Origin of the sequence: Mesorhizobium sp. M0983, assembly GCF_040318975.1 — a bacterium.
GTDB lineage: Bacteria > Pseudomonadota > Alphaproteobacteria > Rhizobiales > Rhizobiaceae > Mesorhizobium.
Window position 1 is genome coordinate 283,683 of sequence record NZ_JAMYNH010000004.1, and the last position, 13,128, is coordinate 296,810.

Below are 13,128 nucleotides of genomic sequence, written 5' to 3' on the forward strand. Positions count from 1 at the left end.
CGGTTCAGCTTGTGAAAATCGACTGCTGGACGGCGCTTCTATGTTCACAAAGCTGTGTGAAGACCTTCCCTAGGGGAAGGTGTCTACCTGCTCTGGGGCGGGCAAGTAACTGTTTGAAATTGCGTTGATATTCCGCCCCTCGAAACGTGACAGCTTAGCGCCGTGAGCATTCATTCTGTTGCTCCACTGCAACGGCCGGCCAGCCAATCCACCTGCGGCTGGAGAAAAGCTAATGGAAAATGATCAATTGGTGTTACTGTCCGTAACAAAAGAAAAACCGTTTGGGCGGGATAGTGATTCGGGTCGATAGACCAACGCGACATTCAATATCGGAAAAATGGCTCCGCGGTGCCGCAAGGCAGTCGCCCCTGACGCCCGTATCGTCGATGCGCAGCTTCTGGGGCCTGATGCGGGCCTACTGGTTCTCAGACAAGTGGGTGGAAGCCTGGACGCTGACACTGGTGATCGCGTTGCTCACCGCGCTCTCCAGCAAAGCCGACGTCTGGTTTACCGTGGCTGGGGCAGAGCTGGCGACTTCGATCGCTTTTTTCCACGATGCCGCGAATACCACGCCGCTCAAGACAGTACTGACCAATGCCGGTTTGCTCGTGCTGTTGGTCGTGCTCAAGGACATGGGCATCACAGGTACCTGCAAGTTTGTATCGGCGACATTGCATCGCAAATGGCGTGGCTGGCTGAACGGCCGCTTCAATGAGGCGCTACTCGACCCCAACCATTCACACTACCACGCCCAGCATGGCTCGTCCGGCACGGCAGCGCCCGATAACATCGACCAGCGCGTGCAGGAATCGATCAAGGATATGACGGGCGGCGCTATCGGGCTTGCCATGGGCGTATTCAGTGTCTTCACCTCGCTCTACTTTGTCGGTGGAGCTTTGTTGGCAAATTCTGTGGAGGTAAGAGGACTGGAGTTCATAGGCACCTACGGGAGCGTCGTGCTTGCTCTGCTGGCGGTCGCTCTCTACGTGCCGTTCAACACCTGGATCGCAGTCAAACTCGGCGGAATGCTGGAGTCGCTCAACATCAGGATGCAGAAGGCCGAAGGCAGCTATCGCGGCGAACTGATCACGTTATTGCGCCGCAGCTTCCATATCGCGGCCTCGCAAGGCGAAAACGTGCAGAAGACGATACATGGCCGGCTCTATCTCGACATCGATAGCACGTGGTCGAGGTTCAACATCGTCAACACCATCTATTCCGGATTCGAATCGGTCTACAACTTTGTCGGTGCCAAAATTGTCGCTTACGGGCCTGGCCTGGTGCCGTTCATCCACAACGGCCTCGACCTCAAGGGTTACATAACATGTTCCGAACAAGTCAACGCGCTGATCAGTAAGTGTTCGTGGTTCATCCATGTCATGCCAAGTCTTGCCACGTTGCGGGCCAACAGCCAGCGCGTGACCGAACTCGCAAACGCGATCGAAAACGTCCAGCAGCCGCAGGAATTCTACCAGCAGACCGGCCGGTCCGACTTCCGCTACGATCGTCAGAACCCGGTCTTCGGCCTAACCATCCAGAAGCTCGAACTGGCGCATCAGGGTGAGGATGCAACGCCGTTCCTGAGTGCCGCGAACTTGCGCTTCCGGCGTGGCGAGTGGACGTTCCTCAAGGGCGAATCCGGTTGCGGCAAGACCTCGCTGATCAAGGCGATCAACGGGCTGTGGCCTTATGGCCGCGGCACCATCGTCTTCCCGGAAGGGGTCAGGAGTTTCTACGCCGCTCAGGAGGTGAAGCTGCAGCAGGTTTCGCTGAAGCAACTGGTCTGCCTGCCCGGTTCCGAACATGATTACGCCGACGTGCAGGTCGCATCCGCCCTGCACAAGGCCGGCCTCGGCGACTTCATCGAGCATCTGGCCGATGAGAGCCGTGAAGGAAAGATCTGGGATCAGATCCTTTCGGGTGGGCAAAAACAGAAGCTGGTCGTCGCCCGCATCGTGCTGCAGCAACCGGGACTGCTGTTCCTCGATGAAGCCACCGGCGCGCTCGACCCCGATGGAAAGATCGCCTTCCACCAAGCGATCAAGGACAATTGCCCCGACGCAACCGTGATCTCGATCATGCATGAGGCGACGCCGCCGAGATCGGTCGCGGGAACCGAATTCTACCACAGCGTGGTTGCGATCGCCGACGGCGTCGCCACCAAGAAGCCGCTGGTTCCGAGCTTGCCGGTCGAGCTCACCACCATCCTCACGCAGCCGACGCGGCCGGCCGAGGACAAATGGCTGCGCTTTCCCCGCCGGCTGAAGCAGAGATAGCCGCGGCACCACTGCCGGCATCCAGCCAGCCTGCCACGTAGCCCGATCACAGTCTCGCGATCCAGTCGGTTTGCCGCCGTTTTAACCCGCTCTCGTGATTGACTCGGCAAGGCGCGCTCCTATGTTGCGCCGGCTCGCAGAGATCCCAACCCGAACCCGCGAGCAGAAAGGTCACCGCGCCATGCCTGGCGACAGTCACAGTCGAACGCAACCGCCGTCCGCTTGACGTGACCTGACCGGCTCACGTCCTGCCGGACGGCAAGGAGTGAGCCATGAACGAGTTTTCCCCCGTTGCGGGCGGCGATGCCATCGCCATCGCTCGCGTACTTGCCAACGAACACGTCGCCGACATCGTCGAGGCCTTGAATCAGGAGCCCCGCGAGACAGCATCGGATCTGCTCTGCGAAGTGCCGTTCGAGCGGCTGGTCGAGATCTTCGACCAGCCTGAACTCGACGGCGCGTCCGAACTGGTCGAGGCGCTGCCCCGCAGCAGGGCAGGCAGGCTGCTTGCCGCCATGTCGGTCGACCGCGCCGCCGACATACTGCGCGCTCTGAACGAACCGGCTCGTTCCGAACTGCTTGGGTGCCTGGCGCCGCCGCTGCGCGCGACGCTGCTTGCCATTCTCGGCTATCCCGAGGGCAGCGCCGCCTCGCTCATGACGACCGAATATGTCAGCGTGCCGCCGGACTGGAGCGTGGCCCGCACGCTGGATTACATCCGTAAGGTGGGTCGGACACGCGAAACCGTCTATGCGATCTACATCGTCGATCCCAAAACGCATGTCCTGTTGCGCTCGACCAGCTTGCGCCGGCTGATTGCCGGTGAGCCGGATGAGCTGATCATGGCGGTTGCGCCGGATCGCGCGCCTATTACCGTGTCGCCGCTGACCGATAGCGAGAAGGTCGCACAGCTGATCTCGAAATATGATCTGCTCGCCGTCCCGGTCGTGGACAACGGCAAACTCCTCGGCATCGTCACCATCGACGACATCATCGACACGATGATCGAGGAAACGACCGAGGACGTGCATCGCTTCGGCGGCATGGAGGCTCTGGACGAGCCCTATATGAAGATGAGCTTTCTGGCGATGATCCAGAAGCGCGCCGGTTGGCTATGCGCGCTGTTCGTCAGCGAGATGCTGACCGCCAACGCGATGCAGAGCTACGAGGGCGAGCTGGAAAAGGCGATCGTGCTGACCCTGTTCATTCCACTGATCATGAGCTCCGGCGGCAATTCCGGCTCGCAGGCGACCTCGCTCGTCATCCGGGCGCTGGCGCTGCGCGAGATCGGCCTTGGCGACTGGTGGCGGGTGGCCCTGCGCGAGCTGCCGACCGGCCTGGTGCTTGGCTCGATCCTTGGCGTAGTCGGCGTTTGCCGCATCGCGCTCTGGCAGTATCTCGGCTTCTACGACTACGGCCCCCACTGGCCGCTGATCGCAATGACGATCGGCGCCACGCTGGTTGGCATCGTCACCTTCGGCTCGCTGTCTGGATCGATGCTGCCGTTCGCCCTGAAGCGCATCGGCTTCGATCCGGCCAGCGCATCGGCTCCGTTCGTCGCCACGCTGGTCGACGTCACCGGGTTGGTGATTTATTTTTCTGTGGCGCTGGTGATCCTGCGCGGAACGCTCATGTAAAAAAACTCACGCACTTCCATCGCGGCAATCCCGTTGCCGCGATGGGTTCTTGTCGCGTCAGACGCGCTCACCATCTCTCACCCGGTAAGTCGGCTTGTACATGGTGACGAGTTCTTCCGCCGCGGTCGGATGCACCGCCATGGTACGATCGAAATCATCCTTGGTCAGCCCGGCCTTCAGCGGTATGCCGAGAAGCTGCGCCATTTCGCCGGCATCCGGCCCGAGGATGTGGGCGCCGAGGACTCTTTTCGAGGCGCCGTCGACGACCAGCTTCATCAGCATCTTTTCATCGCGGCCGGAAAGCGTGTGCCGCATTGGCCGGAAGGTGGCGCGGTAGATTTCGAGATCCGAAAAGCGTTTTGCCGCCTCATCCTCCGACAGGCCGACCGTGCCGATCTCGGGCTGGGAAAAGACCGCGGTCGCGATCGTGTCGTGGTCGGGCGCCGTCGGCTTGTCCTTGAAGGCGGTCTCGACGAAGCACATCGCCTCGTGGATCGCCACCGGCGTCAATTGCACGCGGTGGGTGACGTCACCGATCGCCCAGATGTTGTCGATATTGGTGCGGGAGTATCCGTCGACCTGGATTGCCCCGGTCTTGGTCATCTCGATGCCGACGCCTTCCAGGCCCATGTTCTCGGTATTGGGAATGCGGCCGATGGCGAGCATGACCTGATCGACCGTCAGCACCGTGCCGCCGGTGACAAGCGCGTCGAGCCGGCCGTCAGGCCGCTTCCTGACCCACTCTGACACGGCGTGGCAGAGGATTCTTATCCCCTTCTTTTCCATCGTCTCGTGCAGCATGCGTCTGAGGTCCATGTCGAAACGGCTGAGGATTTCCTTGCCGCGGTAGACAAGCGTCGTGTCGACGCCAAGCCCGTGAAAGATGTTGGCGAATTCGACGGCGATATAGCCGCCGCCCTCGATCATGATTGCCTTCGGCAGCTCCTTGAGGTCGAAGGCCTCGTTGGAGAAGATGCAGTGCTCATGGCCGGGCAATGCCGGGTGCGGTGCCGGACGCCCGCCGGTAGCGATCAGGATCTGGTCGGCGGTAACGGTGCGATCCTCACCGAGAAGATGCACCACATGCGGATCGACCAGCACGGCGCGTGAGTGAAAGACTTCGCCGCCGGCGCCCTGCACGTTGTTCTGGTAGATGGCCTCCAGCCGGCTGATTTCGCGATCCTTGTTGGCGACCAGCGTCTGCCAGTCGAAACGCGCCTCAGGCACCGTCCAGCCATAGCCGGCGGCGTCGGCGAAATGTTCGGGGAACTGCGAGGCATAGACATAGAGCTTTTTCGGCACACAGCCGCGGATCACGCAGGTGCCGCCATAGCGGTATTCCTCGGCGATGCCGACCCGCTTGCCGAGTGCTGCCGCGACGCGCGCCGCCCTCACCCCGCCGGAGCCACCGCCGATGACGAAAAGGTCGTAGTCGTAATCGGCCATGGCTGAACTCCTTGCCCCTCAAACACCGAGACAGGTAGGCTGCCGACCACCAAAAGAAAAGCCCGGACTTGCCGGGCTTTCTGGTCCAGTGGCGGTCAGGCCGCTCGGAAGTCCGCGATCAATTCGGTGTGGCGTCCGCGGGAGCAGCGCCATCGGCCGGGGCGGCACCGTCGGCAGGTGCGGCCGGCGCCTTGGCATTCGCCGCTGCACCTAGGGTCTCGCCTACCTGCTGGGCGAGATCGCGAGCCAGGCCGTTCTGCCAGATGTCGGCAGCCTTCACCAGCTCGCGCGTCACGATCGAGCCGTTGTCGAGCAGCTTCTTGCCGGTATCGGAATTGTAGAAGGCGGCGATTTCAGTGAGTTCCTTTTCCGAGAACACTTTTGCATAGGCAAGCGCTGCTTCCTTTTCCAGGTCGGCGCGGCGCGATGCCAGGGCCATCGCCTTCTCGTTGATCGTCTTGGCGATCAGTTCCTGCATGTCCGGGTTCTTCTGGATCAGCTGCTGCTCGAGCGCCGCGGCAGCTTGCGGCAGGATGTTGTCGAACGTATCCGTCGCATGGATCGCCGCGACCGCGGCGCGCGCCGCCTTCAAATGCGCATCAGTGACATCCTGCGAAAACGCCGGCGACGAAAACGCGAAAACGGCCGAGGCCGCCAGAATGGCAAAAAAGCGGCCAACCCGGTTATGCAACATCATGATCGGTAAAACTCCCTGGTTTTCGGGCGGCATGGACGGTTTGGATGCCGTCGCCGCCGGCTATGATGGCCGTTGATGCCAGCCCGATGAAAAGACCATGCTCGACCACGCCCGGAATGGCGTGGAGAGCATTCGAAAGCGCTCTTGTATCCGGAATGCGGCCAAAAGATGCATCGAGGATAAAATGGCCGCCGTCTGTAACAAATGGCTGGCTCCCCGTCATCCTCAGTGTAACAGGGCCGGAAAGGCCAAGGTTTGCAGCCACTGCGCCAACCGCAATTTCGGTGGCGCGCAGGCCAAACCGGTTGACTTCGATGGGCAGCGGAAAACGGCCGATCATCTCGACCATCTTGGAGCTGTCGGCGATGACGATCATGCGGGCGGAGGCCGCCGCGACGATCTTTTCGCGCAGCAGCGCGCCGCCGCCGCCCTTGACCAGTGTCAGCGCCGGATCGATCTCGTCGGCGCCGTCGATGGTGAGGTCGAGCTCGGGTGTTTCCTCGAGGGTCGACAGCGGCACACCAAGCTCGGTGCAAAGGACGGCGGTGCGCTCCGAGGTCGGCACGCCGATGACAGTCAGGCCGGTGGCGACCTTGTCGGCGAGCAGCCGCACGAACTCATCCGCTGTCGTGCCGGTGCCGATGCCGAGCCGCATGCCGTCCGTGACGTGGGCAAGCGCTGCCCGAGCGGCCTCAACCTTCAATTGCCTCGCATCCATGCCGGGTCCTAAGATTTGTTTCGGCGCTCGTAGCATTTTTGCCGGGCTGGTCAAAGGACCTTGCCCGCGATGCATAAGCCGGCTTGCCTGAACGGGCCGCAGCGGTTATCGCCTGCCGGCAATCAAATCGTCACAGGACAGGCCATGACCCGACCGATCATCGTGTTCGACCTCGACGGGACGCTGATCGACACGGCGCCGGATCTGCTCGACAGCCTCAACCACAGCCTTGCCGCCAGCCAGCTCACGGCCGTCGACGAAGCCGGCTTCAAGCGCTTCGTCGGCCATGGCGGCCGGGTGATGATAGAGCGCGCCCATGCAGCGCAGCACAGGTCGCTGGCAGTGGAGGAGCACGACCGCCTGCTAAAGCTGTTTCTGGACCATTACACCGTTAACATTCCCGGCAAATCGCGCCCCTACCCGGGCGTACCGGAGGCGATCGCGCGGTTCGAGGCGGCCGGGTACCTGCTGGCCATCTGCACCAACAAATACGAGGCCAATTCGGTGGCACTGATCGAGGCGCTCGGCATGACCAGGCATTTCGCGGCGATCTGCGGCCAGGACAGTTTTCCGTTCCGCAAGCCAGACCCGCGCCATCTCACGCAGACCATCGCGCGTGCCGGCGGCGACCCGCACCGTGCACTGATGGTCGGTGATTCGCAGACCGACATCGACACGGCAAAGGCGGCCGGCATTCCGGTGGTGGCAGTCGATTTCGGCTACACCGACCGTCATGTGCGGGAGTTTGAACCGTCGGCGGTGATCTCGCATTTCGATTCGCTGACGCTCGATATGGTACAAGGGCTGATGGCCGCGGCAGAGGGCTGAAGCCGGCCATAGTCCGGACCGCCAGATGCCGACCGACAAGTGGTTGACTTCGCGGGCCGGCCTCCCTTATATCGCGGCGCGCTTGGCCTTCGGGCAACGAGCGGGCGATTAGCTCAGCGGGAGAGCACACCCTTCACACGGGTGGGGTCGCAGGTTCAATCCCTGCATCGCCCACCATCTGCTTTCCTGAATCAATTCCAAGTCAGAGCGGCTAGTTGTCAAAATCTGACGCTTGGTCCCGAAGCAGTAGGCCCGCTCTGGGTAAACCTGCCTTTCGCTCCGGCTGCTGAAGCGGCTTTATCGCGCCCACTGCAAGCATATCGCCCATTCGGCAAACTCGCGCGTCGAGGCCTTTTTCAGCGGCGCGAAGCAATCCCCGCCGCCTGGGAGCGGCTGGAGCGCCCGTCGCGGTCATCAAGCGGGTCGCTCGCTACGCTCCCGCTACGGACTCGATGTCACCCATTGTGAGGCCGCAGCCCGATCACGGTCCGCGCTAAACCCAACCCGAACCAAAGTGTCCACAGGGACATCACCAGTGATGCCACGACCCAGACGAAGCTGCCCAGGGTGACTCCGAGCCACATGCCCAGGGGCCAACCGAGGAAGGCTCCAATTCCGGCCACGACTGCGATGGACGATGCCCAGACCGGCGTGGCTCGGTGAGTGGTCTGCGCCTCGTTGCCAGCGATCACGGCAACGGCCAACGCCAAAAACATGAAGCCGTTGGCCTTTCCTTCGGAAAATGCCCACCAGGCCTCGAAAGTTGCCGTGTTCCCGGCGGCAGCAGCGGCGGAGACCACGGTGGCCTCGGCCACCGCGGTCGTCATGGTCCAGAGGGCGCCGACAGTCAGCACACCCCAGGCAGACAACGTCCACCACGCCTCGGTGAGGCGCGATCTGGCCGCCAGCACGATCAGACCTGTCAGGACGAACAGTGATAGCGCTACCGCGGAAACCCAATGGATGATCGCCCATCGGACAGGGTCGTCGGTGATGACTCCCATCTGGCGACCCATATCGGGATCGATCGGCCCATGGCCGACCAGCGCGCCTGCCAGCAGGATAGAGGCGATCGCAAGCCAAACTCCTGCTACGCGCGTTCCTTCTTCTGTGTTTGCCATAGAGACCTCGCGTAGTAATGGTCCCATGTCCCATCTAGCGCCCGATTTCAAAGGGTTGCAAGATGGCCAATGAACGGAACGGGTCAACTGACGCCGTAACATTGCCACGTCTGTACGACCGGAAAGGGTCGGAACAGATAATCCGCATTGGGCACCAAGCGTCAGATTTTTACCACTAGCAGCTGCAGGTCGCCCCCTCGCCCCCAAAATTCTTTTGGGCGAAATTCAAGGCGCTGCTGTAGCTCGTATAGCTTTGGAACTGGCAAACGTTGGAGCCGGCCCGCACCTTCATCTGCTCGATATCCCAGAACGAAACCTCGATGCGGTCGTCGGCGCAATAGACCGTATAGCGTTCAGGTTCCAGCGCCTCGGCTTTCTGCACAGGCATCGAAACGGACGGGATGGAAAGTATGGAAAGTATGGAAAGTACAAATATGATGGCATGACGCATTTGCATGTAGACCCCCGAGTGGCCGTCGGCACTGTTATGGCCGCGATGTTGAGGCGACGCATCATGATTTTAAGCAGTCGCCTTTTTTCGGCGGCCATAAATCAGGTACGGACGGTGCCTCCTTGTAGCGCAACGCTCCGCGATCCCGGAACAAACCTGCATGGAAACGAGTTTCTGCTGATCGAGATGTGAGGGAAAGCCATGTCCAGACTTGTTTTGGCGGCCGCCGTGCTGCTTGTCGGCGGATCGGCCTTTGCCGCGGACGACAATCCGGTGCCGGCGCAGAATGCCAAGAAGCTGTCGGAAATCATTGCCAAAGTCGAGCAGCGCGACGACTTCCGCTACATCAAGGAAATCGATTGGGACAGCGGCGCCTACACCGTCATTTATTACACGAACGACAAGGCCAAAGTCGAAATCACCTATGATCCGGTGACAGCCGCGCCGAAATGAAGCTGTCCCGCAAACGGTCCAGATTCTAAAAAATGGCGCGCCTCGAAGGCCCCCGGCCTTCGACACACCCTTGCGCAGATATGACTTTGATGGCTGACTGAGTGCTATCATTGCGCGCGGGGGTGGGCATGGCGACGGTAAAGCACGTATTGAAACGCTTTCTGATGATGCTCGCGGGTTATTTCATAGCGGTACTGGTTGGGCTGATCGCGGTGGCGGCGATCTATGGCGGGCTGAGCTCGCTGCCAAATGCGCCGAATTATTTCGACGTCATGGGTGTCACCCCCGTTGCGGTGCTGCTGTTGCCGCCGCTCGGCATGTTCATCTATTTTCTGACGATCGTGCTGACTGCCTTGCAGACGCTGATCTTCGCACTGATTGCCGAGTTTTTCTCGCTGCGCAGTTTTTGGCTGCATATGATCTTCGGCGCCGCGGCTGCGGTTGGCGGCTTCGCCCTGATCTGGCCCAGTGTACCAGACGACACGAACCCGGAGCGCTGGGCCGATATCGGTATCATTGCCGCAGCAGGCGTTGTCGCTGGCCTGGTGTATTGGCTGATCGCCGGGCGCGACGCCGGCTTCCGGCGTCCGCTCTTTCAGCGCTAGACCCGCATTCCTCAGCTTGCCGGCGAACGCACCGCTTCCGTGCTGTCGAGCGCCTGCTGCAGCCTTGTGTCGCGGCCGTAGACGTCGTTGAAATATTCGACATTGCCGGACAGGTCCGGCCATGCGGTGAAATAGGCGACATAGACCGGGATCTTGCGTGTCACGTCTTCGGTCGAATGTCCGAGCTTCAGTCTGTCCTCGATGTAGTCGACCGAGGTGCCGAGCACGGCAGCCGCCATACCGCGCGGATCCTGCAAGCGCACGCAGCCATGGCTGAGCGCGCGCATGTCGCGCTGGAAAAACGACTTCTGCGGCGTGTCATGCATGTAGATGGCGTGCTTGTTGGGGAACAATATCTTCAACTCGCCCAGCGCATTGGCCTCGCTCGGCAGCTGGCGCACGCCGTAGGGTATCTTCGCGCCATAGGCGCCCCAATTGACCGAGGAGGAGGGAATGCGCTTGCCGCGCGCATTGACCACCTCATAGCCGGCGCGGTCGAGATAGCCCGGATCCCGGCGCAGCCGCGGCAGCATCTCATTGACCAGGATCGACTGCGGCACGCCCCAATAGGGGTGGAAGTCGACCTGCTCGATCTGGTCATAGAAGAAAGCAGTCTGGTTGGTGGGCCTGCCGACGACTGCGCGGGTCTTCAGCTTCTCCTCGCCATCGTCGATATAACTCGCGGTGAAAGCCGGCTGGTTGATGAAGACGCGCGGGCTGCCGAGGTCGGAAGGCAGCCAGCGCAACTCTTCGAGCGCAACCCGAACCTTCTGAACCTTATCGGCCTTGGACGTTCCGGCCAACGATGCAACGGTACGTGGGCCAATGACGCCGTCGCCTTTCATGCCGGCCCGTTTCTGCACCGCCTTGATCACCGGCACCAGCTCCGGATCATAAACCTCGCTGGTGGCGAGCCTCGCCAGGACCTCGCCATAGGCGCCGCCCATCTCGTCATCGAGATTGCGCGCGATCTTTGTCAAAAGCTTCGGCAGTTCAGGGCTGGTCTGCCCCGGCTTCAACAGCAGATTGGGATCGATGGTGATTTCGTCTTCGGCGCTGGCCTGGAGCGCTTCCAGTTCGACGCGCAGCGCCTGATACTCGGCATTCTGTGGATGCCGCGATTCGAGGTAGGTGCGAGCTTGCTGGGTATGGGCCAGCGTCTTCAGCACCCCTTCCATGTCGAGCGGCTTCGGCGGAAAATCGTAGTAGCCGGTCATGCGGTTGGGATCGACGCGGCCGCTTTGTGCGTCACGGGCGTAGCGCAGGACGCGTGCCGACAGCGCCATCTCGAAGCGCACCAGCTCTTTCAGGCGTTCATCGGCATCGCCCGCCGATGTGCCTGCTGCCGGAATTTCGACGGTGTAGTCGAAGGGCGTCAGGCCGTAGCTCGCGGCTTCGCCCAGCACCCGCACCGCATCCTGCGCACGGCTGCTGGGACTGGTTCCCGTCACCCAGATGAAATCCGGATTGGCTGAGTAGTAGGCGATCAACGCCTTGGCGATGTCCTTCTCGGCATAGAGGTCATAGCCGTCGAGCCCGGCAATGGCTTCGCGGAATGCAGCCCCGGTGGCCGCCGGCTCGAACGCAGCATCCTGCGGCGCTGCCGGTTCAGGCGCTGCCGACAGTGCCGAAAAATCGACGCGCACCAGCGGATCGCTCTTGTAGGTGTAATAGGACGGGCTGCTGATTTGCGCACCACCACCGCCACCACCGGAAGCGGCCGGCGCCTTGGGCCTCGGCTTGTATTTTGACGGTGGCGGGGGAAAGTTACCTTTCGGCGGTGCGTGTTTGACGCCGCCGCCGAAAAGCATGTCGAAGAACCCTTGTGCTTCAGCCTGCGGCGCGCCGAAGGCCAGCATTGCCGCGGCCACCGCAAACGGCAGCACGGTGGCTTTGTTTTCAAGGAGTTTCATGGATCACCCGCTCCGGTTGAACCCGGATCCCGTTCCGCACCGCTTTCACGATCTCGCCCACCGCATGGCGGATGTAAGGCGTGACTATACTGATTCATACTGATTTCGTTAAGCTTCGATAAATTTCGGAACGTCTGTTGCAGAACGGTTTCACAACATCGTGACGGGTCAAGCCAATCCGCCTTCGCCCCCGACCAATGGTAGTGCCCGCGAGCCAAGCCTCAAGCGTTGGCGCCGCCGTCGATGGTCAATGCCGCGCCTGTCACGAAGCGCCCTTCGGGGCCGGCAAGCCAGGCGACCATGCCGGCGATCTCGTCGGCCGTGCCGAAGCGAGGCGTCGCCATCTTCTGGCGCTGATGCTCGGCGTGCGGGCCGCCTGCTGGATTCATGTCGGTATCCGTCGACCCCGGATGGACGACATTGGCGGTGATGCCGCGCGGACCGAGATCGCGTGCAAAGGCCTTGGTCAGGCCAACCAAGGCAGCCTTGCTGGCCGAATAGGCGCTCAGGCCGGCATCGGTGGCACGCTCGGCCAGGTTGCTGCCGATCGAGATGATCCGGCCACCCTCGCCCATATGCGCTGCTGCCGCCTTGGCGGCGACGAACGGGGCTCTGAGGTTGACCTCCATTGTCTCATCGAAGTCGGCAAGCGACAGGGCATGGATCGGCGCAGCGCGCCAGATGCCGGCACTGTTGACGAGGATGTCGAGCCGTCCGAAGGCTTCTACCGCCTCATCGACTGCCGCCTCGATCGCGGCAGCATCGCGATTGTCGGCCTTGATGGCGAAGGCCCGACCGCCGGCCGCCTCGATTGCCCCGACCACCGAACGCGCCCGTTCCTCGCCATTCACATAGGTGATCGCCACGCCCGCGCCGTCGGCCGCGAGCCTTCGTGCGATCGCCGCACCGATGCCGCGGCTGCCGCCGGTGACGAGGGCGGCCTTGCCGTGCAAGCTCCTGGATGACATTTGCTTCTCCATTTT

The 13,128-nt window shown here is 61.8% G+C and carries 12 protein-coding genes and 1 tRNA gene; 6 read left to right on the forward strand and 7 right to left on the reverse strand.

Going from position 1 to position 13,128, the window contains the following annotated elements:
• Window positions 1-386: 386 nt before the first annotated feature.
• Entirely contained in the window at window positions 387-2,276 is a 1,890-nt protein-coding gene (locus NKH71_RS10560; protein ID WP_352894858.1) for an ABC transporter ATP-binding protein/permease, read from the forward strand.
• Window positions 2,277-2,548: 272 nt separating this feature from the next.
• Window positions 2,549-3,913 (forward strand): magnesium transporter, encoded by a 1,365-nt coding sequence (mgtE, locus tag NKH71_RS10565; protein WP_352790011.1) that lies wholly within the window; start codon window positions 2,549-2,551, stop codon window positions 3,911-3,913.
• A 57-nt stretch (window positions 3,914-3,970) separates the two neighbouring features.
• On the opposite strand, the gene gor is transcribed toward mgtE, so the two are convergent.
• The 3 genes from gor to rpiA all read right to left on the reverse strand — a co-directional run bounded on the left by gor (window position 3,971) and on the right by rpiA (window position 6,774).
• Complete coding sequence (gene gor, locus NKH71_RS10570) at window positions 3,971-5,359, reverse strand: glutathione-disulfide reductase (protein WP_352847918.1); 1,389 nt, start codon at window positions 5,357-5,359, stop codon at window positions 3,971-3,973.
• A gap of 118 nt (window positions 5,360-5,477) precedes the next feature.
• The gene (locus tag NKH71_RS10575; protein ID WP_352494650.1) at window positions 5,478-6,056 is read right to left on the reverse strand and encodes a DUF2059 domain-containing protein; all 579 of its coding nucleotides are present in this window, start codon (window positions 6,054-6,056) and stop codon (window positions 5,478-5,480) included.
• Complete coding sequence (gene rpiA, locus NKH71_RS10580) at window positions 6,043-6,774, reverse strand: ribose-5-phosphate isomerase RpiA (RefSeq protein ID WP_023717615.1); 732 nt, start codon at window positions 6,772-6,774, stop codon at window positions 6,043-6,045. The genes NKH71_RS10575 and rpiA overlap by 14 nt, the downstream gene beginning before the upstream one ends.
• A 144-nt stretch (window positions 6,775-6,918) precedes the next feature.
• On the opposite strand from rpiA, the gene NKH71_RS10585 reads away from it, so the two are divergent.
• Together NKH71_RS10585 and NKH71_RS10590 are read left to right on the forward strand one after the other, a co-directional pair.
• A complete protein-coding gene (locus tag NKH71_RS10585) occupies window positions 6,919-7,602 on the forward strand; it encodes a phosphoglycolate phosphatase (RefSeq protein WP_352482587.1) in 684 nt (227 codons plus the stop codon).
• A 102-nt stretch (window positions 7,603-7,704) separates the two neighbouring features.
• Window positions 7,705-7,779 (forward strand) — tRNA-Val (locus tag NKH71_RS10590).
• Window positions 7,780-8,057: 278 nt separating this feature from the next.
• Here the strand turns inward: NKH71_RS10590 and NKH71_RS10595 are convergent.
• Both NKH71_RS10595 and NKH71_RS10600 read right to left on the reverse strand, forming a co-directional pair.
• Window positions 8,058-8,723 (reverse strand): hypothetical protein, encoded by a 666-nt coding sequence (locus tag NKH71_RS10595; RefSeq protein ID WP_352494649.1) that lies wholly within the window; start codon window positions 8,721-8,723, stop codon window positions 8,058-8,060.
• Between the two features lie 175 nt (window positions 8,724-8,898).
• The gene (locus NKH71_RS10600; protein WP_352494648.1) at window positions 8,899-9,180 is read right to left on the reverse strand and encodes a hypothetical protein; all 282 of its coding nucleotides are present in this window, start codon (window positions 9,178-9,180) and stop codon (window positions 8,899-8,901) included.
• A 195-nt stretch (window positions 9,181-9,375) separates the two neighbouring features.
• Between NKH71_RS10600 and NKH71_RS10605 the strand changes: the two genes are divergently transcribed.
• Both NKH71_RS10605 and NKH71_RS10610 read left to right on the forward strand, forming a co-directional pair.
• Window positions 9,376-9,627 carry a PepSY domain-containing protein gene (locus tag NKH71_RS10605; RefSeq protein ID WP_352494647.1) on the forward strand — a complete coding sequence of 84 codons (252 nt, stop codon included), beginning with the start codon at window positions 9,376-9,378 and terminating at the stop codon, window positions 9,625-9,627.
• A 128-nt stretch (window positions 9,628-9,755) separates the two neighbouring features.
• The gene (locus NKH71_RS10610) at window positions 9,756-10,232 is read left to right on the forward strand and encodes a hypothetical protein (protein WP_352482589.1); all 477 of its coding nucleotides are present in this window, start codon (window positions 9,756-9,758) and stop codon (window positions 10,230-10,232) included.
• Between the two features lie 11 nt (window positions 10,233-10,243).
• On the opposite strand, the gene NKH71_RS10615 is transcribed toward NKH71_RS10610, so the two are convergent.
• Window positions 10,244-12,145 (reverse strand): L,D-transpeptidase family protein, encoded by a 1,902-nt coding sequence (locus NKH71_RS10615; protein ID WP_352894859.1) that lies wholly within the window; start codon window positions 12,143-12,145, stop codon window positions 10,244-10,246.
• Between the two features lie 221 nt (window positions 12,146-12,366).
• Window positions 12,367-13,113, reverse strand: coding sequence for a 3-oxoacyl-ACP reductase family protein (locus tag NKH71_RS10620; protein WP_352494645.1), 747 nt, complete (start codon window positions 13,111-13,113; stop codon window positions 12,367-12,369).
• Between the last annotated feature and the right edge of the window lie 15 nt (window positions 13,114-13,128).